Annotated in this window: 14 protein-coding genes; 11 read left to right on the plus strand and 3 right to left on the minus strand. The window is 58.2% G+C overall.

The features are described 5' to 3' along the window. The first annotated feature begins 19 nt into the window (after window positions 1-19). Both ACOYXG_RS11485 and ACOYXG_RS11490 read left to right on the plus strand, forming a co-directional pair. A complete protein-coding gene (locus ACOYXG_RS11485; RefSeq protein ID WP_460357797.1) occupies window positions 20-5,503 on the plus strand; it encodes a trifunctional serine/threonine-protein kinase/ATP-binding protein/sensor histidine kinase in 5,484 nt (1,827 codons plus the stop codon). A gap of 294 nt (window positions 5,504-5,797) precedes the next feature. Then, the gene (locus ACOYXG_RS11490; RefSeq protein WP_330207461.1) at window positions 5,798-6,049 is read left to right on the plus strand and encodes a DUF2790 domain-containing protein; all 252 of its coding nucleotides are present in this window, start codon (window positions 5,798-5,800) and stop codon (window positions 6,047-6,049) included. 45 nt (window positions 6,050-6,094) lie between these two features. Here ACOYXG_RS11490 and ACOYXG_RS11495 read toward each other — a convergent pair whose 3' ends face one another. After that, window positions 6,095-7,039, minus strand: coding sequence for a LysR family transcriptional regulator (locus ACOYXG_RS11495; protein ID WP_460357801.1), 945 nt, complete (start codon window positions 7,037-7,039; stop codon window positions 6,095-6,097). An 87-nt stretch (window positions 7,040-7,126) separates the two neighbouring features. Between ACOYXG_RS11495 and mug the strand changes: the two genes are divergently transcribed. Beyond that, a complete protein-coding gene (gene mug / locus ACOYXG_RS11500) occupies window positions 7,127-7,642 on the plus strand; it encodes a G/U mismatch-specific DNA glycosylase (RefSeq protein WP_096796881.1) in 516 nt (171 codons plus the stop codon). An 89-nt stretch (window positions 7,643-7,731) separates the two neighbouring features. On the opposite strand, the gene ACOYXG_RS11505 is transcribed toward mug, so the two are convergent. Both ACOYXG_RS11505 and ACOYXG_RS11510 read right to left on the minus strand, forming a co-directional pair. Beyond that, the gene (locus ACOYXG_RS11505; protein WP_027613806.1) at window positions 7,732-9,333 is read right to left on the minus strand and encodes a hypothetical protein; all 1,602 of its coding nucleotides are present in this window, start codon (window positions 9,331-9,333) and stop codon (window positions 7,732-7,734) included. Between the two features lie 11 nt (window positions 9,334-9,344). Further along, window positions 9,345-10,475, minus strand: coding sequence for a hypothetical protein (locus tag ACOYXG_RS11510; protein WP_460357804.1), 1,131 nt, complete (start codon window positions 10,473-10,475; stop codon window positions 9,345-9,347). Window positions 10,476-10,585: 110 nt separating this feature from the next. On the opposite strand from ACOYXG_RS11510, the gene ACOYXG_RS11515 reads away from it, so the two are divergent. The 8 genes from ACOYXG_RS11515 (at window position 10,586) to ACOYXG_RS11550 (ending at window position 26,275) form a co-directional block, all read left to right on the plus strand. After that, window positions 10,586-11,866, plus strand: a complete 1,281-nt coding sequence (locus ACOYXG_RS11515) for a hypothetical protein (protein ID WP_049827939.1) — start codon at window positions 10,586-10,588, stop codon at window positions 11,864-11,866. A 315-nt stretch (window positions 11,867-12,181) separates the two neighbouring features. After that, on the plus strand, window positions 12,182-12,697 hold the full coding sequence (locus ACOYXG_RS11520) for an Hcp family type VI secretion system effector (RefSeq protein WP_027613808.1): 516 nt from the start codon (window positions 12,182-12,184) through the stop codon (window positions 12,695-12,697). A gap of 127 nt (window positions 12,698-12,824) precedes the next feature. Continuing rightward, window positions 12,825-15,731, plus strand: a complete 2,907-nt coding sequence (locus ACOYXG_RS11525) for a type VI secretion system Vgr family protein (RefSeq protein ID WP_460357808.1) — start codon at window positions 12,825-12,827, stop codon at window positions 15,729-15,731. Continuing rightward, complete coding sequence (locus tag ACOYXG_RS11530; RefSeq protein WP_460357810.1) at window positions 15,728-20,413, plus strand: RHS repeat-associated core domain-containing protein; 4,686 nt, start codon at window positions 15,728-15,730, stop codon at window positions 20,411-20,413. The genes ACOYXG_RS11525 and ACOYXG_RS11530 overlap by 4 nt, the downstream gene beginning before the upstream one ends. After that, window positions 20,403-20,885, plus strand: a complete 483-nt coding sequence (locus ACOYXG_RS11535) for a DUF4265 domain-containing protein (RefSeq protein ID WP_103367590.1) — start codon at window positions 20,403-20,405, stop codon at window positions 20,883-20,885. Before ACOYXG_RS11530 ends, ACOYXG_RS11535 begins: the two co-directional genes overlap by 11 nt. A 59-nt stretch (window positions 20,886-20,944) precedes the next feature. Next, window positions 20,945-21,208, plus strand: coding sequence for a PAAR domain-containing protein (locus tag ACOYXG_RS11540; protein WP_007969244.1), 264 nt, complete (start codon window positions 20,945-20,947; stop codon window positions 21,206-21,208). 124 nt (window positions 21,209-21,332) lie between these two features. Beyond that, window positions 21,333-26,036, plus strand: a complete 4,704-nt coding sequence (locus ACOYXG_RS11545) for an RHS repeat-associated core domain-containing protein (protein WP_460357814.1) — start codon at window positions 21,333-21,335, stop codon at window positions 26,034-26,036. Continuing rightward, window positions 26,033-26,275, plus strand: coding sequence for a hypothetical protein (locus ACOYXG_RS11550; protein ID WP_007969247.1), 243 nt, complete (start codon window positions 26,033-26,035; stop codon window positions 26,273-26,275). The genes ACOYXG_RS11545 and ACOYXG_RS11550 overlap by 4 nt, the downstream gene beginning before the upstream one ends. Window positions 26,276-26,312: the final 37 nt, after the last annotated feature.

Here is a 26,312-nt window from a genome sequence, read left to right on the forward strand (position 1 = left end):
TTTGACGGTGTCGACCCGTATGGCCAGCAAACAGCAGATTTTGTGGAGTGACGGCGAGCGGGTGTTTTCCCGTGGGCGCGGTAAGGGTGAGGGCAGTCCCAGTGTGCTGGTGATGCGCCCGACTTTTGATCAGCCGTTGCCTGCAACTCTCGACCGATTGGCACACGAATACAGCCTCAGGGATTATCTCGGCGATCAATGGGCGTTGTCGCCGCAAACCCTGGAGCGTGCCGGCGGGACAACGCGCCTGGTGTTCGACGACCCCGGCGGCGAGCCGCTGTCACGCTTGCTGGTCGCACCGCTGGACACGGAAACCTGCCTGTTGCACGCGATCAACATCGCCGTCGCGCTCGGCCATGTGCATCAGTGCGGGCTGGTGCACAAGGATCTCAAGCCGCAGCATATTCTGGTCAATTGCCACGACGGGCAGGCTCGTCTGACTGGCTTCGGTCTGGCCTCGCGTCTGCCGCGCGAACGTCAGGCGCCTGCGCCGCCGGAAACCATCGCCGGCACGCTGGCCTACATGGCGCCCGAACAGACCGGGCGAATGAATCGCTCGATCGACTCACGCAGCGATTTGTATGCCTTCGGCGTGACCTTGTATCAGATGCTCACCGGCTCGTTGCCGTTCAGCGCCAATGACCCTATGGAGTGGGTGCATTGCCACATCGCACGGCTGCCGATGCCTGCGTGTGAACGGGTCGCCACGGTACCGGTGATGCTCTCGCGTGTGGTGATGAAGCTGCTCGCCAAGACGGCCGAAGCGCGCTATCAAACGGCCGCCGGCGTCGAACATGATCTGCGCCGTTGTCTGGACGAGTGGCGGCGGACCCGGCAGATCCAGGTGTTCACGCTGAACGAGCAGGGCGCGATCGACCGCTTGTTGATCCCGGAGAAGCTCTACGGGCGTGAGCGCGAAGTGCAAACGCTGGTCGACGCCTTTGCCCACGTGGTAAAGACTTCTTCGCCGAGGCTGGTGCTGGTGTCGGGTTATTCGGGCATCGGCAAGTCCTCGGTGGTCAGTGAATTGCACAAGGTATTGGTGCCGTCGCGGGGGTTGTTCGCTGCCGGCAAGTTCGATCAATACCAGCGTGACATTCCCTATGCGACGCTGGTTCAGGCTTTTCAGGGACTGGTGCGCACGTTGTTGGGCAAGCGGCGTGAGGTGCTCGCTGACTGGCGAGCGGCGTTGTTGCAGGCACTTTCACCGAACGCGCGGCTGATGACCGAGCTGATCCCGGAACTCAAACTGATCATTGGCGAACCGCCACCGGTGCCGGATCTTGAGCCGCAGCAAGCGCAGCAGCGTTTCATGGCGGTGTTGCAACGTTTCATCGGCGTGTTCGCCCGGCCCGAGCACCCGCTGGCGCTGTTCCTTGATGACCTGCAATGGCTGGATGCGGCGACGCTCGATCTGCTGGAGGATCTGTTGACCCGCTCGGAGCTGGGGCACTTGTTGCTGGTGGGGGCTTACCGCGATAACGAGGTCGATGCCGATCACCCGCTCAATGGCAAGCTCCAGGCCATGCGCACTGCCGGCGTGCACATCGATGAGATCCGCCTGGCGTCGCTCGCCGGTGTGCACATCGAGCAACTGATTGCCGAGTCCCTGCGCTGTCCTCCCGCAAGCATCGTTGCATTGGCGCGGCTGGTGCTGGACAAGACCTATGGCAATCCCTTTTTCGTCATCCAGTTTCTGCACGCCCTGTTCGAGGAGCAGTTGCTGGTTTACGACCATCAGTTCAGCCGCTGGCGCTGGGATCTGTCACTCATCAACGCCAAGGGCTACACCGATAACGTAGTCGATCTGATGCTCGGCAAACTGGCGCGCCTGCCGCTGGACACTCGTCAGGCGCTGCAACAACTGGCCTGCCTGGGCAACGTGGCGCGGATCGACACGTTGGCGACCGTGCTCGACCTGTCGACGGTGCGCGTACGCGCGGTGCTGTGGCCGGCGGTGCGTCAGGAACTGGTCGAGTTTCACGAAGGCACCTGTGCATTCGCTCACGACCGCATTCATGAGGCCGCGTATTCGCTGATCGCCGACGCTGAACGCGCGCAACGGCATCTGCGCATCGGCCGCTTGCTCGCTCTGCAAACGCAACGCGAAGGGCGCGAAGAGGCGATCTTCGAAATCGTCGGCCAGCTCAATCGCGGCGCCAGCCTGATCAGCGCCCGCGCCGAACGCGAACAGTTGGCCGAATTCAACCTGCTCGCCGGCCAGCGCGCCAAGGCGTCGACCGCTTACACGTCAGCGCTGACTTACCTGGGCGCGGGGGCGGCGATGCTTGGCGAGCAGGACGGTGACAGTCGCCATGAACTGGGGTTTGCCCTGGCGCTGAACCGCGCCGAGTGCGAGTTCCTCACCGGGCAACTGCCGCTGGCCGAGGCGCGTTTGACCGCGCTGGCCGAGCGCGCCATAACCACCGTGGAACGGGCGGCAGTCACCTGTTTGCAGATGGATGTCTACTTGCTGCTCGATCGCAGTGATCGCGCAGTTAGCGTGTGCCTGGCGTATTTGCGTCAGGTTGGCATCGACTGGACGGCGCATCCGGACGATCAGCAAGTGCGTTTCGAGTACGAACAGATCTGGACGCAACTGGGTGAGCGCAGCATCGAGCAGTTGATCGACCTGCCACTGATGGAAGACCCGGCCGCGCTGGTCACGCTGGATGCGTTGAGCAAACTCTTCGCACCGGCGTTGCAGTCGGATGCCAATCTGGCCTGCCTGACCATCTGCAAGGCCGTCAGTCTGAGTCTGCAACACGGCAACTGCGATGCCTCCTGCATGCTCTACGCCAACGTGATGCGAGTCGCCGGCCCGCGCTTCGGCGACTATGCCGCCGGTTACCGCTTTGGCCGTTTGGGCTGCGATCTGGTCGACCGCCGTGGACTGACGCGATACGAAGCGCGTACCTACCTGTGCTTCTCGATTTTTGTGGTGCGCTGGATGCGACCGGTGCGTGAGTGCCGCGAATTGCTGCGCCGAGCACTCAGCGCCGGCAACCGCATCGGCGATTTGCCTTATGCGGCCTATGCTGGCAACAGCCTGATTTCCGATCTGTTGTTTATTGGCGAGCCGCTGGCGCAAGTGCAGGATCAGGCCGAGACGGGGCTGGCCTATGCGCAGAAGATTCGCTTCGGTCTGGTGGTGAGCTTCATCAGTTGCCAACGCGCGCTGATTCGCATGCTGCGCGGGCAGACGCCGCAGTTTGGCTGTTTCAACGACGAGCACTTTGACGAGGCAAGTTTTGAGACGAACCTTGCTGCCCCGGATCTGGCACTGGCTCGCGGCAAATATTGGGTGCGCAAACTGCAGGCGCGCTATCTGGCCGGGGATTATCCGGCGGCGGCCGTCTGCGCAGCGCAGGCACAGGCGCTGTTGTGGGTGATTTCCTCGTTTTTTGAAGAGGCCGAATATCACTTTTACGCCGCCTTGACTCTGGCCGCTGCCGCCGAATCAGACCCTGATCAACGGCAACGCCTGAGTGAACATCTCGATCAACTGCAAGTCTGGGCGCAACAGTCTGCGCAGACTTTTGCCAGTCAGACGGCGCTGGTCGCTGCTGAAATCGCTCGGGTTGCAGGGCAGTTGATCGAAGCACAGTCGTTGTACGAGCAGGCGATTCAACTGGCCCAGGACAGCGGTTTTGTGCATGTCGAAGCCTTGGCCAACGAACTCGCCGCGCACTTCTACAGCGCCCGTGGTCTGGACAAGATCGCCCACCTGTACATGCAGGACGCGCGCTACGGTTATCGGCGTTGGGGCGCCGAGGGTAAGGTGCGACATCTGGAGCGATGCCACCGCTATTTGCGCAATGAAGAGGCGTCACCCAGCCCGACCGCGACCATCATCACCCCGGTCGAGCATCTGGATCTGGCCACGGTGCTCAAGGTGTCCCAAGCCGTTTCAGGCGAAATTGTCCTGGATCGACTGATCGAAATGGTCATGCGCACCGCCATCGAGCAGGCCGGCGCCGAGCACGGCCTGCTGATTTTGACTGACGGTGAGACGCCCTATATCGCTGCACGCACCAGCGTCGGCGACGACAGCACGCAATTGTGCAATGAGCCGGTGAGCACCACAGCGTTGGCCGAGTCGGTGCTCTATCAGACCCTGCGCACCGGCGAAAGTCTGTGCCTGGACGACGCCGTCACCGATCCGGCCTTCGCCGCTGACCTGTACATTCATCAGCGCGGCGCGCGTTCGATCCTGTGCCTGCCATTGATGAATCAGGGGCGGATTGCCGGGGCGCTGTACCTGGAAAACAACCTGTCTGCCGGTGTATTCAGCCCGGCGCGTTTTGCCGTGCTGCGACTGGTGGCTTCACAGGCGGCGATCTCGCTGGACAACGCGCGGCTGTATCGCGACGTCGCCGAGCGTGAGGCGAAGATTCGTCGACTGGTCGACGCCAACATCATCGGCATCATCGTCTGGAATATTGAAGGGGAGATTATTGAAGCCAACGACGCGTTTCTGCGCATGGTCGGTTACGAACGCGAAGATTTGCTCTCGCGCAAGGTGCACTGGCGGGACATGACCCCGCCGCCATCGCGCGCGGAAAGTGAAGTTGCGCTGGTGACCGCGATCCGCACCGGGCGTGCCCAGCCGTTCGAAAAGGAATACATCCGCAAGGACGGCAGCCGCCTGCCGGTGATCGTCGGTCTGGCCGCGTTCGAAGCCAGTCAGCAGCAGGGAGTGGCGTTTGTCCTCGACCTGAGCGAACGTAAACAGGCTGAAGAACAAGTGCGCGAGAGCGAACGCCGATATCGCCAGGTCCAGGCGGAACTGTCCCACGCCAATCGCGTGGCGACCATGGGCCAGTTGGCGGCGTCCATCGCCCACGAAGTCAACCAGCCGATCGCCGCCACCGTGACCAATGCCAACGCCGCGTTGCGCTGGCTCGGTGCGCAACCGGCGAACATCGACGAGGTCAAGCAGGGCCTCAGACGTATCATCAACGATGGCAACCGCGCAGCCGAGGTGCTCGGACGCATCCGCGCACTGATCCGCAAGACGCCACCGCAACGCCAGGCGCTGAACCTCAACGCGGTCGTGGGTGAAATGGTCGGATTCACGCGCGGTGAGGCGGCGCGATGCGGGGCCGTGGTGAGCAAACAATTGGCCAGCGATTTGCCTGCGGTATTGGCCGACCGGGTCGAATTGCAGCAGGTCCTGCTCAACCTGATCATCAATGCCCTGGAAGCAATGGAGGTGATGGAGGCGGGCGAGCGCAGACTGCTGATTACCAGCGAATCCGTTGCAGATGACGTTCGGATCATGGTTAGCGACTCCGGGCCGGGATTCGCCTGCGAGCGTGCGGAGGAAGTGTTCACCGCGTTCTACACCACCAAATCGGCCGGTCTGGGCATGGGCCTGTCGATTTGCCGCAGCATCATCGAAGCCCATGGTGGACGCTTGTGGGCGGAGGCCAATTTGCCGTTGGGTGCGCGAGTGTTATTTACGCTGGCTGCGTGCAAGAGCGCCGCAACTCTCCAGTAGTCATAGCCGGGGAGGCAGGTGACGGTCGTCTCGGGATCTTTGTTGACTGGGCTGGCCTCTTCGCGAGCAAGCTCGCTCCCACAGGGGGGGGCGGTGTTCGCGAATAGTGTGGCGGACGCAAAACCTGTGGGAGCGGGCTTGCTCGCGAAAAGGGCATCCACGGTGTGTGGATTTATTCATCACCATTCTGGACACAGTGTTTGTCCAGCCGACCGATTTTTGCCGTGCGCTTGAACCCCTAACATCGTCTCCAGTCCGTGAACAAACACGGTTCCCCACGAGACGGTGAACATCATGAAAGTTGCAAAAATCGCTCTTCTTCTGGTCTTCGGTGGTATCGGCGCGCAAGCGTTTGCAGCTGACGAGACCGCGCAAGTCGAGGCCTACAACGCCGCTGCTCAAGCAGACATCGCCCATGTGGTGTCGATCTCCGAAGCGGCCAATCAGTGCGGCGCGGTGCCGGTGCAGATGACTTATGACGACTCGACCGGTGCACGGCATGTCGTGCAATACCAGGTGATGGGTAGCGGTTGTTCCAACGGTTGATGGTCGATGCCGGCGCTGGAGGGTCGACACTCCGGGTCTGCGGCACTAAGCGTTGGCAAGTTCCTTGGCGCCGGCCATGTCTTCATCGGATGCCAGCAGTTGCGGGATGGCGGTTTTCAGGAACTCCACCCAGGTCTTGATTTTGGCGTCGACGAATTTGCGCGACGGGTAGATCGCGAACAGGTTGTATTCCTCCAGGCGGTACTGCGGCAGTACCCGCACCAGCGTGCCTCCGACCAATCCTTCGACAGCTGATGCCAGCGGCTGAATGCCGATGCCCATGCCATTTTTGATCGCCGTGGCCATGCCGTCGGCGGTGTTGATGTGGAAGGGTGATTCGGGGATATTCTGCGTTTCCATGCCTTGTGGCCCTTCGAACACCCAGTTTTCTGCGGGCATCACCGTGTTGACGATGCGCAGGCAGTCGTGCGCGGCGAGATCGGCGGGTGTGGCGGGGTGGCCGCGTTTGGCCAGGTACGCCGGCGAGGCGCAGAGGATGCTGTAAGTACTGCCCAGGCGTTGCGCGACGAAGCCGGAATCCGGTAGGTCGCGGGCGAGGACGATCGACATGTCGTAGCTTTCTTCGAGCAGATCGGGCAGGCGATTGCTCAGGGTCAGGTCGAACATCACCGTCGGGTGAATCTCGCGGTAGCGGGCGATCGCGTTGATCACGTAGTGGTTGCCGATGGCGGCCATGGCGTGGATCTTCAGACGTCCGACCGGCAAAGTCTGCGCGGTGCCGGCTTCGTCATCGGCCTCGCGCAGGTCATCGAGAATTTTCTCGGCGCGCTGCAAATAACGCACGCCGGCTTCGGTCAGGGCGAGGCGGCGGGTGGTGCGGTTGATCAAGCGCGTGTGCAGCCGGGCTTCGAGGCTGGAGACGGCTTTGGAGACGTTGGTCGTGGTGGTGTCGAGCACATTGGCCGCAGCGGTGAAGCTGCCGCTCTGGGCCACGGCGACGAAGCAGCGCAGGGTCTGAATGACGTCCATCGTTGTGGTTGGCTCTGTGGCTGGGATGGCCATTCTAGGGTTTGCCGTGGGTGGTGTTGCAAATGTTTGCGAACGAGGGGCGCGCGCATGGCGGGTGAAGGGCTTGAGGACATTCTGGCGCCGGGGCTGTCGGTGGTGTTCTGCGGAATCAATCCGGGATTGCTCGCGGCGGCGCAGGGGCATCATTTTGCCGGGCGCGGCAATCGCTTCTGGCGCACATTGCATCTGGCCGGGTTCACGCCGCATGAAGTGCGGGCGGAGGAGGATCGAAGTCTCCTGCAATTTGGCTGCGGCTTGACGGCGGTGGTCGAGCGGCCGACGGCGCGGGCGGATCAGTTGGCGGCGCAAGAGTTCGCCGCTGCCGCCTTGGGCTTTGAGCAGAAGATCAGCCGCCATGAGCCGCGCTTTGTGGCGTTTCTCGGCAAGGCTGCGTATGCGGCGTTGTCGGGACAGAAGGTGGTGGCGTGGGGGGCGCAGGCAATGACCTTCGGTGGCGCGCACGTGTGGGTGTTGCCCAATCCCAGCGGCCGGAACCGCGCGTTTACGCTTGAACAATTGGTGGTGGATTATCGGCAGTTGCGTAGGGTGGTAGAGCACCAATAACTGCGCGATCGGGATTCAGGCCCGGCTCGCGAGGCCGGGCATGAATCGGTTCCGTACAAGTGCAAGGTTTGCGACTCAGCCCGGTGCAGCTATACCAGCAGGTATTTGTCCAATTCGTCGATAACGCTCATCGATACGGCCCGTTGTGCGCTGATCCGTGTATCCAACTCTCCAATAATCTGCTTGTCTCTCTCGGCACGGATGGCACCAAACAGATCCAGCTTGTCCAGCAGATAACAGACGAACGTCATACTCAGTGCGGTGGCTGCGCCGACGAGTATGGCCGTAAGCATCCCGGCGATGGGGGTGAACAAGGGCACGCTCAGGATGAGCTTCTCGACCGCTTCTTCAAGCGCTACACCTCCCACGACGACACCGCCTGCCGCGAGCAGCTTTAACGCTTCATGCGCAGCCTGCGAAAAACTCAGTTCCTTGGGAGGAAACAGGAACGTCTTCAGCGCCTTGAGCAGAGAGAAAATGCCTTCACGGATCATTCGCACGGCACGCTTGCCGGTGGTGACGAAAAGGTTGATCAGCACCGTTACCGCATTGGAAACGAAACCCGAGACAAAACCGCCGCTGAAGCTATCGAGCATTTGCTCCCATTTTGCAGAGACAGTCGCGCCGACGCGTTTCAGTCGCTCACCTAAGTCGGCGAACAGGGTTTCGTTCTGACGACCGTTACGGTAAAGATCCTTGATCTCGTCCAAGGCACTGCTGAAAAGCTCGACCATGAGCATGCCAAAAGCCTGCTGGGCGCCCATTTTCAACCCTTCGGTGACGCCGGTCTGTGCGGCATGCGTAGTGTAGAAAGCGGCTTTTTCGCCGGTGGTGGGTTGGTGTTTCTCGGCGGTCGCTTCACCGCGCTCTACGGCTTTCTTGAGGTTGTCTTCCTGGATGCCGTAGTGCTTTTCGTTGGTTTCATCGCGGCCATTGGCTTTCCTATTGGCCCATTCCTGCTTTTCGACATCGCTCATGGATTGGTTGATGCTGCGCCGGGTCGAGATCAGGTTTTCGGTATCGGTCGCAAAGTCGGCGCGCCGGGTCTTCGATTGCATGAAGCCGCCGTCCTTGTGATAGGTGTGCAACGGCACGATGTGGTCGGGGCTGGTCTCGCTGCCAAGGACCGTTTCACCGGTATATCCATCAACCAGTTTGTTGTAAGTGTCTGACTGATTTTCGTCTTTACCCAACTGATCCTTGGTGAACGTTGCGCCCACGGATTGCTTCGATTTTCCGGCGAATTGCTTCTCTTGGGAGTTCTTGGTGTGGGTGTAGTCCTTGCGGTTGTACTCGTCATCGGTACGGGCATAAATGCCTTGCCGGGCATTGTGAATGGTCGTCACGTTGCCGCCTTGTTTGTCGTACACCGACAGTACTTTACCCAGACCGAGCGGCCCGGCGATGGCACCCACGATATCCCTCTGCGCCTTGGTCAGAAGGGCATCAACCCGGGCACTTTCGAAATGCTGCTCGAGTTGTTCGAGCAGTAAGCGTGCCTCATCAGGGGCTGATTTTATCGAGACGGACAGCGACGCGTGGTAGTCGAGGCTGGCGAAGCGCGAAGCGTTACCTTCGGCAGCGAGGAGAGCGGCCACGTCTTCGGGCGCTGCTGCGACGTGGATCAATGGGCGGTTTGCAAGTCGCGTGCGCAAGGCTTGCTGCTTTTTAAACTGTTCGAGTTTACTCACTGGCGTGTTCCTCAGGCGCTTTTCAGTTCGTTCCAGGCCTGCATGAACGCAGCTTCCTGAGGATGTACGGTGGAGTCGGCGTGCACGACGAGGTTGATGATTTCGTCGAAAATCGCAATATCTACCCCTGAGTCTTGCGCCAGGGCATAGGCTTCACTGACGGTGGGAGGCTCGCGGTAGAGCGATTCGATGCGTTCAAGCACGACCGGCGGCGTGGTGCCCGAAGCAAGCCCGGCAATGAACAGTTCAATGCCTTCGCGCTCATCATCACCGATGCCTCCGTCGCAGTGGGCGGTTGCGACGGCTACGGCATGCAAGGCGATAATGGCGTTGAAATGCTTGCCGGCCGCCTTGAGACTCTCAAGGGCGCTGGCCAGATTTTCCTGAAGTACGCTCACTTCTGCCACGTGCTCGGCTTTGGCGTCTTTGCGACCCTCCTCGTAGCTCGCCTTGCGCAACTGGGCGTCACCATCGAGGTTTGCCCCAACCATCGCACCGGCGACACCGACACCCACTGCGGCAGCAAGGGTGCCTGCTCCTGCAAGGGAACCAGCCAATGACGCGGCACCCAAGAGCGAACCTCCCCCTGTAAACGGGGCAGCAGCGACGGCACCGACGCCGATGGCCGCACCACCGAGCACCTTCCAGTAATTGAGTTCCTTTTCGCCAGACGCGACGTCATCGACGTAATCGCAGGTGGCATCAAAGCCTTTTGTCACGGTTTCACGTGTTGTGTCATAGGCATCGAAGACCGCGTCCCCGACGGTTTCTGCTGCCTGGGACAGCGTTTCAACGGTGGCCTCATAGGCGTTGGAAGCGGTTTCGGAAACGACGTCGGCGACAAGCTCCGCAACGTTGCCGACTGACTCGCGCGTTGTGTCGTAGGCATCACTGAGCACATCAGCGGCATGTGACGCGGTGCGGCTGGTGGACTCGTAAGCATCGGATACGGTATCGACGACCTTGTCAGCGACTTCGCTGACAGTTTCTTTTGTCGAGTTGTACGCCTTGGAAAAGGCGTCACCGATGCTCGAGAAAATCCAGGTAGTGCCTAGCGCATCGCGTGGCATCTGTGCGCGATCCTGACTCAGAACGTTGGCGCCGTAGCCTTGGCCGGATTGCAGGAAATTGCGTCGATACACAGGTAAGCCATCCATGGTGGAAAAAGAGAGAGGAGATTCTCCATGATGGCTGTTTGATGTCAATATGCCTATTGGGTAATGGTCTATTGCAATTTCAAGGGAAGGAATCGATGACGAAAGAGTACGCGGAGTACGAAGTTCAACGGGCACTGCATTACGTATGCTCGGCCGAAAGTCACACGCAAGCACTGGAGCGCTTCAAAGAGGAAGTCGAGTTGCTCGGTGACTGGCGCATCATGTATGCATCGGCTGAATCAGGCGGGCCGTTTGCATTGGAGCGAGAGCAATTCAGTGGCCAGGGATTCGTTTCTACCATGCTGCGTGGCAAATCCGTCTGGATCATCGACAAGACTTCTGCATTGTCCGAGACGCGGGTGAACTACATGTTGGTCAGTTCGCTGTTCATGGATTCAAACACGGCCAGTTATATCCGGAAGCTGTCATATGTCGAGTCTGTTTCCGAGGAGCTCGAGGCCATTCGTGCAGACTTGCAACGCACATTCTGCGCAGACGATCTCGCGCGGTTGAACTCTTACATTTACCTGTGCGAAGCACAGAAAAAATGGATACCGAAAACCCGCCAGCGCTGCAAGGAAACGATCGCCGCTGTATACGCTCTCTCGCTTGATGAGGCCCCGCTAAGTGAAGGCTGGGGGACGCGTTATCGTAATCGATACCAAGATCAGGCCGAAACCTGGGCGGAGAACTGGATCGCAGGTTTTGAACAGACTCGGGAGGGGGGGCTGGATGTTGCCCTGACTCAGCAAGTTGCTGCGGCCGAGTGCATGATTCTGCGAGCGAAAATTCTGGAAAACAGCTCAACCGCATCGCCAGAAGCGAAGATGGAGGCGTTGCTCAAATTCATGCACGATGAACTGCGCATCTTCATGCTGCGTGAGCTGATTGTTTGCGCGGATATTCTCTTTCATACCCAAAAAACCTCACTGTCCAGGAAGCTCAATTCGGTTCTGGACAAAAAAGACCCGTTGCTCTTTATCAATAATTGCGCCTGGGATCTGTACATACTCAGAATCATGGAATCGTTGGCTAATCCCCAACGATTGAAGGGAGCTGATTTCTGCCTGGATCGGTTGATCACCTTCGATGAGGACCTCGCGGATATTATGCGCCTGACGGAGTTGCGCGCTGTCGCCGTTCACCTCGGTTCCCATAGAGCCTATCCGTTCTTCAATAGTGAGTTGACCGGCTGGCTGGCAGGGTTGATCGGCCACAGGCGCATGGCCGCCTTTGCTGAAAATCTTCAGGAAGAGGCTTTCAATCACCGCGCCGATTTCAGGAGTGTGGAAAATGTACAGAGAGTTCTGGCGCAGGATCGGCTTCGGCTGATGGAACTGAAAGCACAGAAACTTGGCAGGCCCTTGAAAACCTAAACATTGAGTTGATTTTGCAACTGCGCAAAAAGTTGCGCAGTTGCTTCGCCAATTTCACCCGAGAATTCCCTTCAAGCCTCTCTAAATCAAGCCCTCCAGCCAAGTGCGCAAGAAGTTGCACAGTACTGCGCAACTTCTTGCGCACTTTTTTCTGTTTATCGAAGTTTAAAACGCCGGAACGCGAAGGTATTGCCGCCAACCCATTGATCCGAAATGGCTAGATGATGGCTGGCACGGAATTTGATCTCTGAGCAGGCACCCGGGCAGGCAATGGTGCCTGTCGGTTGTGTATTTTCGAGCAAGGAGAGCATCCCCATGGCAACACCAGCGTACATGTCCGTCACTGGCGAAAAACAAGGTCTGATCACTGCCGGCGCGTTCACCGCCGACTCCGTGGGCAACACCTTCCAGGAAGGCCACGAAGACCAGGTCATGGTTCAGGCCTTCACCCACGACGTGATCATTCCGCGTGATCCGCAATCCGGTCAGCCAACCGGTCAGCGCGTGCACAAGCCAGTGGTGATCACCAAGGTCTACGACAAGGCTTCGCCTCTGCTGCAAGCGGCTCTGACCTCCGGCGAGCGCATGAGCGAAATCGTTATCCAGTGGTACCGCACTTCGGCTCAAGGTACCCAGGAGCACTACTACACCACCAAACTGGAAGACGCGATCATCGTCGCCATCAACAACAAGATGCACAACTGCCAGGACCCGTCGAACGCCCACTTCACCCACCTGGAAGAAGTGCAGTTCACCTACCGCAAAATCACCTGGACCCACGAAGTCTCCGGTACTTCGGGCTCCGATGACTGGCGTGCTCCAGTCGTTTAATCGCGACTGATGGTTGTACTGCCCCGGCCAGTGCGGCTGGCCGGGGCGGCTTTGACCTACAGAATTTTTTGCGTGCGCCACGCTTCATGGAATGGCGCCCGTCGCAGCATTGCGCGAGGAACAAGGGATGTTCTCACCGGCCAATCAGCCTCATTTCAATCTGACCATCGATGGCGCGGACAGCGATTTCCAGGTGCTGTCGTTCACCGGGAAAGAGGCGCTCAACACCCCCTTCGAGTTCGAGCTGGAACTGGTCAGTGAGAAAGCCTCGATCAACCTCGAAAGCCTGCTGCACAAACTCGCGTTCCTGCAGCTGTCGCCCAGCGGCACGGGGATTCACGGGCTGATCTACAGCATCGCCCAGGGCGAGGCCGGCAAGCGCCTGACCCGCTATAAAATCTCCCTGCGCCCGCAGCTGTCGTACCTCGCGCATCGGGTCAACCAGCGCATCTTCCAGCAGATGACCGTGCAACAGATCATCAGCAAGGTGCTGGAAGAACACGGCATTCTCGCCAGTGACTATCACTTCCAACTGAGCGCGATTTATCCGGAGCGCATCTACTGCGTGCAGTACGACGAAAGCGATCTGCATTTCGTCCAGCGCCTGTGTGAGGAGGAGGGGATTCACTACCACTTCCAGCACAGCGCCAGCGGCCACAAACTGATGTTCGGCGATGACCAGACGGTGTTCCCGAAACTGGCGCCAGTGGCTTATCAGCAGGACTCCGGACTGGTCGCCGATCAACCAGTGGTCAAGCGTTTCGGCCTGCGTCTGGCGACCCGCACCAGCCGCACCACACGCCGTGATTACGACTTCGTCAAACCGAAGATCGAGCTCGAAAGCGATGCCAAGAGCAGCGCTCAGCCGAATCTGGAGGATTACGATTACCCGGGGCGATTCGTTGACCGCGAGCGCGGCAAGCATCTGGCCAATCGCGCACTGGAACGCCATCGCAGCGACTATCGTCTGGCCGAGGGCAACAGCGATCAGCCGATTCTGGTCAGCGGGCATTTCCTCGCCCTCACCGAACACGCCAACCCGACCTGGAACGATCTGTGGCTGTTGACCGAGATCCTCCACGAAGGCAAACAGCCGCAAGTGCTCGAAGAGTCGGTGACCAGCGACACCACCGACAACAAGGACGATTTCCACCAGGGCTACCGCAACCGCTTCAACGCGATCCCGTGGGACTTGCCGTACCGGCCGCCGCTCGATCACCCGAAACCGAAAGTCCTCGGCACCCAGAGCGCCGTGGTCTGCGGCCCCGAGGGCGAAGAGATCTACTGCGACCAGTACGGTCGGGTGAAGGTGCAGTTCTTCTGGGACCGCGAAGGCGAGCACGACGACAAGACCAGTTGCTGGATGCGTGTGGCCTCGAACTGGGCCGCGGAAACCTTTGGCGCGATCAACATTCCGCGGGTCGGCATGGAGGTGTTGATCACCTTCCTCGAAGGCGATCCCGATCAGCCGCTGATCACCGGTTGCCTGTACCACGGCGCGAATCTGCCGCCGTACAAACTGCCGGACTTCAAGACCCTGGCCACGGTCAAGAGCAAGGAATACAAGGGCAGCCGCGCCAACGAACTGCGCATCGACGACACCACCAGTGAGATCAGTATTGCGCTGCGCAGTGATCACGGCGCCAGTGCGATCAACCTCGGCTACCTGACACACCCGCGCCCGAGCGGCGGGCAGCCGCGTGGCGAAGGTTTCGAGTTGCGCACCGACCGCCATGGCGCGGTGCGTGCTGGCGCCGGTCTGTTGATCACCACCGAGCCGCGCCCGAACGAATCGAAGCACCACAAAGACCTGCCGGAAACCGCCGAGCGCCTCGCCACCGCCAGCGATCAGCAAGACGGTTTCGCCACTCAGGCCAAAGAGCTTCAAGCGCAAGAGGCCGGCGATCAGGACGATGTGGCCAAGGCGTTGCACGCGCAGCATCAAGGTGTGCTGGGCAGTGGCCCGGCGAACATGACCGCCAATGAATTCCCTGAATTCACCGAGCCGCATCTGGTGCTCGCCAGCCCCGCGGGCATCGCCCTGACCACGCCGCGCTCCAGCCATATCGCCACCGGTGAACACCTGGCGCTGAGTAGCACCGGGCATACCAGTTTTTCCATTGGCAAACGCCTGCTGGCCAGTGCCAGCCGTGGCATGCGTCTGTTCGTGCAAAGCATGGGCTGGCGTCTGGTCGCGGCCTCCGGCGACATCGACGTCAAGGCCCTCAAGGACAGCATCAACCTGCTGGCCAAACTCAACATCACTGCCAACGCCGACCGCATCACCATCACCGCCAAGACCGAACTGGTGATTCAGGGCGGCGGCAGCGCGACCACCTACAACGCCGGCGGCATCACCCACGCCACCACCGGCCCGTACACCGCGCACGCGGCGAACTTCGCCTACACCGGCGCGAAAAGTCTCGCCGGGGTATTCCCGGAACCGCCGAAACCGGGCAAAGGCAATCTGGAGCTGTTCAACCAGTACGCCGGGCGCCAGGGCATCAAGGAAGGCGACTACGAAGTTATCGACGCCGTCGGCAAAAGCATCAAGGGCAAGCTCGACGCCAAGGGTTTCGCCAGCGTCGCCGGCGCCGCCCCAGGCCCCGCGCGAGTGGTGTTCGGCAAGGATCCGGCGGACACCTGGAGTGAGGGCAGCTACATCGGCAAAGCGGAATGGCCGCTGAAGCCGCCAGCCACTGAAGACGTACCGAGTCAGGTGCAGGCGATGGTTGCGCAGGTTCTGCCGAACAAGAACTGGGACATGTTGGAGAAGGGCAAGGAACTGGCGCAGAGCGGCATGAGCGCCATGCAGACCGCACAGGGCGCGATGCAGACGGCGCAGCAGGTGAAAGGGGCGGTGCAGGGCGGGGTGGCCGGGTTGCCGAAACTTGCCAGTGCGGCGCTGCCGAGTGCATCGAGCATCCTCGGCGCAGCGAGCAAGGCAGGGAAACTGCCAAGCCTCCCGGCCCCGTCCTTGCCCAAACCATCGCTTAAGACGCCTGGCCTGCTAAATGGGGAGGTGCTCTCATGACTGAGACAGCCGTTGCCAAGAAGCGCGAGCCGCAGGTCGCTATCGTTCCGCTCAACACGCTGGACGTGCAGGACGTAGGTCGTGGTGCCGCCCGGTTTGATGCCTGGCTGCGATCCATCAGCGGTGGTGTCGTCACGCTCGATCGAATCAAAGGAGTTGCCGGGTCGCTGCCGGTTGTCGGCAACATCATGGCGCTGGTCGATGCGCTGGGCGATATCGTCACGCTTACCAGAAGCAAGCAGCGGGAGTTGCTTGATTGGGTCAGCCTGGGGATCAACCTGATCGGTGTTTTACCTGCGCCTCCGACCATGGCGGCTGCTCGTATGAGTTTGCGTCCGACCTTGTTTCTGGTACGTCAGGAATTGCGTAACAGCGTCAAGATGCTGTTGGGCGATTCAATGATCGAAGTGCTGGTCGGGCATTTGAACGCGACTATCGTCGGCACGATCGATGACTTCGTGAAACAGGCTCAAGGCAAACTCTCGGGCATTCTCGCCGATGCAGGAAAACTCGGCGAAAGCGCAGTCACCGAAATTGCCAAGGGTCTTGAGGCCGTTGTAAATGGCAAGCTTGATTCAAAAGGCGATGCGCGCGCGGCTGGACAAAAGATCACGGCGGCGGGCAATCAACTGCTCAGCGATCCCAAAGCGGCGATCAGTAATATCTTCGGGGCGGCATTCAGTGCCTACAAAGCCGTAGGTAAAGGGGTTGCCAACAGCGCGGCGAAGAATCTTTTGCCGGATCAGGCTAAAAAACTGGTGATGACGCACACCGGTTCATTGAGAGCGATGGGGCCTGAGATCAAAACCCAATTGAGCAAGTTGGGTGACCCGGGAACGCGTCACACGATTGGTTGGTTGTTGCAAATGCTCAGCGGTGCTGTGGTGACGTGGCGCAAGCGTCGTGGGCATGGACAGAGTGCCAGCGTTAAACCCAACGTCACCAGTAAGGCTCAGAACAAGGCAGGTGAAGGACGACTCGAGGCCAGCAGCCATCAGGCTCCTGCGAACGCCAACGCCAATGGCAAAAAAAATGGTGCTTGTGCGGGTACTTGCAACAGCATCAGTTTTGCGTTGGGATCCGAGTCACTGAGCCATACCGATTTCAGCCTGCCGGGTCCATTTCCTATCGAGTGGGTGCGCACCTACAGCTCCCGGTTCGATGCTTTTGACAATGGCGAATCAGGGGCACGGTGGGTAACAGAGTTTACGACCCGATTCGACTGCAAGGACGATGGACTGGTTTTTTTTGGAGCCGATGGTCGTAGCATCGATTTCCCCCTGCCCAAGCCAGGCCTCTTTCACTATGACCCCGTTGAAAATCTCACGCTGGTTCGTTCCGCTGAGGATCAACTGCTCGTTTGCTTCGGTTTCGAGCGCAAGGAAACCTATGTCCGTCGTGGTCGTTCCTTTTGGCTGACGGATGTCAAAATGCGCAGTGGTGCCGGGCTGATGCTGCATTACGAGCATCGTCATGGGGACGCCCTCGTATTATCCGACCTGATCACCTATCAAGGTGACGTCACGCAAGTCCACTTGCACGTCGGAACGCTGCTTGATGATCAAGGACGCTTGACCGGTCTCTGGGAGATTCGTGACGGCGCGCCTGTACGGCAATTGTGCCATTACCAATACGACATCCATGGCGACTTGATCCAGGCGCAGGATGAAAACGGTGCGGCCTGGAGTTATCAGTATCAGCATCACCTCCTGACTCGGTATACCGACCGCACCGGCCGCGGGTTGAATCTGCAGTGGGATGGCCACACTTCGCACGCCCGGGCTGTGCGCGAGTGGGCGGATGACGGCAGTTTCGATACTCGCCTTGAATGGGACGAAAACATCCGTCTGACTTACGTCACTGATGCCCATGGCAACGAGACTTGGCATTACTACGACATCAAGGGCTACACCTACCGGATTCGCTATGCCGATGAACGTTCAGAGTGGTTCTTTCGCGATGATGCGAAGAACGTGATTCGTCACGTTCATACAGATGGCACCACCGATCGCTACAGCTATGACGAGCGCGGTAATTTGCTCGAGCACATCAGCCCTGACGGCAGTGTCGCTCACTACGCCTACGATGATCTCGACCAACTGATCAAGGTAAGTGATGCAGAAGGTGGTCAGTGGCAACGAGCTTACGATGACGCCGGCAATCTGGTGGAGTCGGTCGATCCGCTTGGCAACAAGACGGAGTACGCCTATGACAAAGCAGGTCAGTTGATCGCTATCAAGGATGCAACAGGCAACGAGAAAACGCTTGAGTACAACGTTGCCGGTCAGCTTCTCAAATATACCGATTGCTCCGGCAAGACCAGCGAATGGGAATACAACGATCGCGGTCAGATGATCTGCTTTACCGATGCAGCAGGGCAAAGCACCGAATATCAGTACAAGGCCGGGCATGTCGCCTTGATAACGCATCCGGATAAAACCGAGGAGCGGTTCGAGCGTGATGCCGAAGGGCGTCTGCTCGCTCATGTTGACGGTCTGGATCGCTGTACGACGTGGAGCTATAACGCGGCCGGTCTGGTTGCCGAGCGAGTAGACGCCTGCGAGCAAACGCTTCGTTACCGTTGGGACCTGCTAGGCCGTTTGATAGCACTCGAAAACGAAAACGAGCAGCGCACCCGGTTTCACTATGATCCTGTCGGAAGATTGCTCGAGGAAAAAGGCTTCGACGGTCTTGCCACACGCTATCAATACGACGCTGAGAGCGGGCGGTTGGCGAGCGCCATCAGCGGTGAGCGCATCATTTCGATGGCGTTTGACCCAATGGGGCGGCTTGTTGAACGCCATGCGAGCCTGGGCAATGCGACTCAAAGCGAATCCTTTGCGTATGACGGTAATGGCAACATGGTTTTGGCCACGAACGACCAGAGCCGGTTGCTGTGGTTCTATGATTCGGCCGGTAATCTGATCAGAGAGCACCAGCATTATCAGGATCTGGATGCACCGCTCGTTGCCATCTGGAGGCATGAGTACGATGCCCTCAATCAGTGTGTCGCCACGACTCGTCCGGATGGCCATCGGGTGAGTTGGTTGACGTACGGCAGTGGGCATTTGCTCGCGTTAAAACTGGATGATCACGAACTGGTCGGCTATGAGCGAGATGATTTACATCGCGAAGTCGCTCGTTATCAAGGGAATCGCCTGCACCAGACGCAAAAGTGGGATCCGACAGGGCGGCTACAAGAGCAACTGCTCGGCCGAAGCGATGACAATTCGACGTTGCTCAAACGCCAGTACCAATATGATGCTGTCGGCCAGTTGACCGAGCTGAACGATACTCGTCGCGGACCGCTTACCTACCGTTATGATCCGGTCGGGCGACTGATCAGCGCAGCAAGTCGCCTCGGCGTTGAAAACTTCGCGTTCGATCCTGCCAGCAACCTGCTGGACGAGAAGGTGACAGAAGTGCGCCGGCCTCTTGATCAGGCCCCGACACGTAGTCGGTTGGTAGACAATCTTTTACGTGAGTACGTCGGTACCCATTACGAGTACGACGATCGTGGCAACCAGACATTGCGTTGGCATAATGGTCAACGCAGTCGATTGCAATGGGACCTGTTCGATAGGTTGGTGCATTTTGAGGATGATCGTCTTTCGGTCAGATACGCCTACGATGCCTTGGGTCGCCGGCTATATAAGCACTCGACAGCCCATTATGTGAACCGTCCTGAAGCAGGTTCGCACTGGAATAAAAATGAGCAGGGGCGCATTCAGCGCTTGCTTGGCTGTGGCTTGACCTTGTACGGGTGGGACGGGGACAACCTTTCCTGGGAAAGCAGTCCAGCCCCTATTGATGGGGGGACAGGTCGCACCGTCCATTACGTTTATGAACCCGGCACATTCGTACCGGTGGTTCAAGCCCTCACACACGCCTCGATTGATCTGTTGAGTCAGCCTGAATATGTCGGCGGCGACAATCTTGAAGATGATCCGCTGTGGAGTCACGCTCCTGAAGCACAACCGTTCGATGCCCTGGCCTGGTATCAGTGTGACCATTTAGGCACACCATTGGAACTTACCGATCAAGACGGTGAGATCGCCTGGAGCGCTCAATACAAAGCGTGGGGGCAGGTGAAAGAACAGACATCAGCCTCGGCAGTGCGGCGCGGGCTGACTAATCCCATTCGTTTCCAGGGTCAGTACCACGATCACGAAACAGGCTTGCACTACAACCGCTACAGGTACTACGACCCCCATGTAGGTCGCTTCATCTCGAAAGACCCGATAGGTCTGATGGGCGGTATCAACCTTCATCAATACGCGCCTAACCCGACGCAGTGGGTGGATCCTTTAGGTCTGGTCAGAAAACCGCCATCCAAGCGCGCGCTGAAGGACGGTGCTGGAGCCTCCGCTAAAGACATCGCTGCGAGCAAGGTCGGCGGCGGTAGTCGGAAAGGACAAGCGGCATGTCGCAAAAAACTTATTGCCAAAAGCAAACCGGTGGGTGTGTACAAGTGCTGGCGGTGCGGGCATACCTCTAGCAATCCTGATGACATGCACTTGGGGCATAAGAATGTGGCGACCTCAAATGGGGGCAACCTTGCCGATGTCAACGTAGATCTTGAGGGCGCTTCGTGTAACCTGAGTGCGGGAAATAGCGGTTACGTGAAAGAAGGGATGTCGTGTGTCGAACGTGGAAGTTGTGGAGCGCCATATGGACGATAAAGAATTGCCTGTACTGATTCAGGTGTTTGTATCAGATGACGATGGCCCTGTATTCGAGGAGCTCCCTGCAATCGCGATGGGGCAGGATACTTATCAGCTGCTGTCCTCACCTGGTCTTGCGTTGAATTTAGCTCGAGGTGACATCATCTCGATAAAAAACAAAAACACTCACGCTGAAGTCCTGAAGCGCGGAGGAAATTTTTGTATTCATATTTACGCCGACTACATCCCCGAGGACGTCATTGCACAACTGGAAACTGATGTTGGCAATGAACTGGGTGGAACGCTGGATGGCGTTTTCGAAGGCAACCTGTCACTGGCTGTGCCGTCAAGCAATGGCATGGACAGCATCAATGCGTTTTTTGATCGGTTCCGCGAGAAAACCGGACTCGAATGGTATTACGCCAATATCTATAAAAACATTGATGATGAAGATGATGAAACGCTGCTCAATTGGTGGCTGCAGAGCTGACTGACAGGCCAGCGGACGGCAGGGTCGCGAGACCAGGATCAAGTCAAAGGAGTGACAACATGAAAGACGCCATTCGCTTGGGCGACTCCACCACTCACGGTGGCAAGGTGCTCGAAGCCTTCTCCCAGACCGATCTCAACGGCAAGCCTGTTGCCGGAGTCGGTCACAAGGTCAGCTGTCCACTGTGCAAAGGGGTTTTCCCGATTGCAGAGGGCAGCAGCACCTACACCGTTGATGGCACGCCCATCGCTCTGGACGGTATGAAAACCGCTTGCGGCGCTGCGCTGATTGCAAGCGGCCCGAAAGGGGCTGTGATCAGTTGAATCAACATGTACCGCATCGGCATATGCCGGGCATCACCTGATGTTTGTTGCATGAGTGTTGGCAGGCCCAGGCTATCAATCATTTCTTTAAAGTCTCGAACTATCTTACGGATGAGATGCAGTCATGACGACTGAAACGCCTGTCGCGAAAGTACGTGAACCTCAAGTGGCGATCGTTCCGCTCAACACCATTGACATCAAGGATGTCGGACGCGGTGCAGCCAGATTCGATGCCTGGCTGCAATCGATCAGTGGTGGAGTAGTCACTCTTGAGCGCGTCAAGAACGTTGCCGGAGCGTTGCCGGTGGTGGGCAACATCATGGCCTTGGTGGATGCGCTCGGAGACATTGTTGTCCTTGCCAAAAGCAAGCAACGCCAGATTCTGGACTGGGTCAGCCTGGGTATCAATCTGATCGGTGTTTTACCGGCCCCACCCACAATGGCCTCGGCGCGTATGACCTTGCGTCCGACCTTGTCGCTGGTGCGTCAAGAACTTCGTAACAGCGCCAAGATGCTGCTGGGCGATTCGCTGATCGAAGTCCTGATCGGACATTTGAATGCCACCATTGTCGGTACGATCGATGACTTTGTAGAGCAGGCCAAGCCGAAGCTGGCTGAAATACTCGACAACGGCGGCAAGCTTGGCCAGAACGCGGTCAACGAAATCGCCAAGGGACTGGAAACGGTCGTCAACGGCAAGCTTGATGCAAAAGGCGACATGAAGTCGGCGAGTGCCAAGATGAGTGCGGCCGGAGGTCAGTTGTTGCATGACCCCAAGGCAGCCATCAGTAATATTTTCGGCGCAGCCTTCAGCGCCTACAAGGCTGCCGGTAAAGGTGTTGCCAACAGCGCGGCAAAGAACCTGTTGCCGGACAGTGCCAAGGCTTTGGTGCTGAGCAATACCGGTATGCTTCGTACTATGGGTGTGGAGTTGCGCACTCAAATGAACAAGCTGGGTGATCCGGCTGTTCAGCATTCAATCGGTTGGCTGCTGCAGATGCTGGCAGGTTCTGTTATGACCTGGCGCAAGCGTCGAGCACATGGTCAAGGGGCCAGCGTCAAGCCGGATACTACTTCAAAGACTCAGCACAGGGCTGGAGAGGGGCGGCTTGAAGCCAGCAGCCAACAAGCGCCAGCGACGCATAACTGCAAAACATGTAAAAACGGCGTCATGCCGGGCACGGCGCATAGCATCAGTTTTGCCCTGGGCTCTGAATCGCTGAGCCATACGGATTTCAACCTGCCTGGTGCATTCCCTCTCGAGTGGACACGCACCTACTGTTCGCGTCTGGATGCGTATGACGCCAGCGAGATGGGCGCCCGCTGGATTACGTCGTTGACTACCCGTTTTGACTGTGTTGGCGGGAGTCTGGTGTTCCATGACGCTGATGGTCGCAGCCACGACTATGTGCTGCCCGAGACAGGGCAGACTCACTACGATGCCATTGAAAACATGACGCTGGTACGGGTGACCGATGACCAGCTTCTGTTGTGCAGAGGGTTTGAACGCAAGGAAACCTATCTGCGTCGTGGACAACGTTTCGTGCTGGTCGGCGTGGTTTTGCGCAACGGTGCGGGAATCATGCTGCACTACGAGCATCGCCACGAAGGAATGCCGGTGCTGTCCGACCTGATTACCTATCAGGGTGATATGGCCGACGTCAGATATCACCTCGGCACCCTGCTTGATGAGCACGGTCGCGTGAAGGGGCTTTGGCTGATCAGCGACGGTGTTCCTCAGCGTCAACTGTGTGCCTATCACTACGACAGTGTCGGTGATTTGATTCAGGCTCAGGACGAGAACGGGGCGGCCTGGAGCTATGAGTACCAGCATCATCTGATCCGTCGTTACACCGATCGGACCGGACGGGGCATGAATCTGGAATGGCAAGGCACAGGCGCTGATGCGCGGGCCATTCGCGAGTGGGCAGACGACGGCAGTTTCGACACGCGGCTTGAATGGGACGAGAATATTCGCCTGACCTATGTCACCGATGCATACGGTAACGAAACCTGGCACTACTACGACATTCTTGGTTATACGTACCGCATTCGCCATCCGGATGAACGTTCCGAATGGTTGTTCCGTGACGAAGCGAAAAACCTGATTCGACACGTACATGCTGACGGCACAACTGATCGCTTCATCTACGATGCGCGTGGCAACGTCGTCGAACATTTGCGTGCCGACGACAGCGTGCTGCATTTTGCCTACGACGATCTGGATCAACTGATCAAGACCAGCGATGCAGAAGGGGGGCAGTGGCAGCGTGCTTATGACGATCATGGCAACCTTGTGGAAGCAGTCGATCCCCTTGGTAACGTAACGGAGTTTGCCTACAGCGTGGCAGGGTTGCCGACAGCGATCAAAGACGCCGCCGGCAATGAGAAGAAGCTCGACTACAACGATGCCGGTCAACTGATCGAGTATGTCGACTGCTCAGGAAAGACCAGGGCCTGGGAGTACAACGAACTCGGACAGATGATCTGTTCTACCGACGCGGCCGGCCAGAGTACCGAGTACGGGTATCGACTGGGCCAGCTGGCCTGGATCAGGCACCCGGACAAGACCGAGGAGTATTTTGAAAGAGACGCTGAAGCCCGGTTGCTCGCGCACACGGATCGTCTTGGTCGCTGCACTACCTGGAAATATACAGCTGCCGGTCTTGTAGCCGAGCGCCTCGATGCTGATGAGCATACATTGGTCTACCGCTGGGATCGTCTCGGGCGCTTGCAGGCGCTGGACAACGAAAACGAGAGCCGGGCGCATTTCCTCTACGACCCGATAGGTCGCCTGCTGGAAGAAAAGAGCTTTGATGGTCGTATCACCCGCTATCGGTATGATTCTGATACGGGCCATTTGAGTCATATCGTCAACGGCGAGCGTGTGATTTGCGTGAGCTTTGATGCCATGGGACGCCTGATTGAGCGACGCGCCAGTCAAGGTGAGAAATCGCAAAGCGAGCGCTTCATTTATGACGGTAACGGTAACCTGATCGAAGCCGCCAACGCAGACAGTCGTTTACAGTGGTTTCACGACCTGGCCGGCAATGTGCTGCGCGAGCATCAGCATTACCTTGGGCTGGACCAGCCCCCGGTAGTTGGTGTGTGGCAGCACGAGTACGATGTGCTCAACAATCGGGTCGCGACAGTTCGTCCGGACGGGCACCGTGTCAGCTGGCTCACCTATGGCAGTGGTCATTTGTTGGGGCTACGCCTGGACGAGCACGAGCTGATTGGCCTGGAGCGCGACGACCTTCATCGTGAGATTGTCCGGCATCAGGGCAACCACCTGCAGCAGACGCAAAAGTGGGATTCTGCCGGTCGTTTGCAGGAGCAGGTGCTGGGACGCAGTGAGGACGGTGCGACGCTTGTCAAACGGACATATCAATACGATGCCGCGGGTCAACTGACTGCGATCAACGATACCCGAAGAGGCGCGATTTCATACCGTTACGATCCTCTCGGTCGACTGTTGGAAGCAGCGACACGACAGGTGGTTGAAACATTCACCTTTGACCCGGCCAGTAATCTGCTTGATGAAAAGGCGAGTGAAATTCGACGACCACTGGACCGGTCTCCGCGCCAGGAGAGGCAGGTAGACAACCTGCTACACGAGTACGAAGGTAATCAGTTCACGTACGATGAGCGCGGCAACCTGGTCGAGCGTCTGCAAAACAATCAGCGGAGCTTCCTGCAATGGGATCTGTTTGACCGTTTGGTGCGATTTGAAGATCAACGCTTGTCGGTTGAATTCGCCTATGACGCTCTTGGACGTCGTCTTCACAAAAACTCTGTCGCCCATTCCAAGGGGCGTCCCGAGGCGGGGTCGCACTGGAACCGGAACGAGCATGCACGCATACAGCGAGAGTACGGCTGTGGCTTCACGCTCTACGGCTGGGACGGTAACCGACTTGCCTGGGAAAGCAGTGCCGCGCAACTGGATGGCGGTGCCGGACGCACGGTGCACTACATTTTCGAGCCCGGTAGTTTCATTCCTGTAGCACAGGCCATACGACATGCCCCGATTACACTGACGAATCAGCCTGAGTATCAGGGAGAGTACAGCCTGGATGACGATCCGTTGTGGAATCGCAAGGTCACGGTTCAGCCAATTGACGTTTTGCTCTGGTATCAGTGCGATCACCTGGGTACGCCTCAGGAACTGACCGACTCTGAGGGGCAGTTGGTCTGGACGGCTCAGTACAAGGCATGGGGGGCGATATCGGAGCAGCAATCGCAATCGGCCCGACAAAGTGATGTGAGAAATCCTATAAGATTTCCGGGGCAGTACCATGATCATGAGACCGGGCTGCATTACAACCGGCATCGTTACTATGACCCGGCGGTGGGGCGATTCGTCAGCCAGGATCCGATCGGTTATGCGGGCGGTCTGAATTTCTACACCTATGGTCCGAACCCTACAGGGTGGGTGGATCCGATGGGCCTGACGGGGGTCGATGTCTATCGGGCCATGAAAACCGACGAAAAAGGAAAGCCCATTGCTGACTCGACCGCGCGCGGCCTAGGGGTACGTCCTGTCGATATTCCAGTTGATAAAGATGGGAACGTTCATCCCAATACCGGTGGGATGTCCGTAGCGCCGGATACTCCGCAAAACCTGCCGGATCATCGGCGCCCCTCCACGTTACCCGGCGGAACCGGCAAAGACAGCGCCTGCAAATTGAATACCGCTTCACTTCCGGAAAGTCTTCGTTACGTGCAAGACAAAAAAACTCACGGAACCATTCAGCCTAGTAAGGCCATGCCACTTTCTGATTACCAGAAGGCACTAGGGTCGACGGCTGAGCATTGGGAGAAACAATGATGAAAACGCTTGATAAACCGTTGGACGATGAACTGTCCGGCGCATTGAGGAGGGGGGATGATCTTCTTTCGATACGGGAAATCCTGCTGAAGTATCGAGATAAGGGTTTTTCGGCTATATCGGTTAATGAACTGTTGGGGTCAATGCGCGGTGATGCCGATGAAGAGTTGGAGGATCGGATTCTGGAGGTGATGGATATCGTTACCGGGTTTTGTGCGCCAGCTCTGGAAGTCTGGTAAGCGGCGGGTTTGGAATTGAGAAGTTTCACTGGAAATC

It is taken from the genome of Pseudomonas sp. G3-39, from assembly GCF_054790485.1.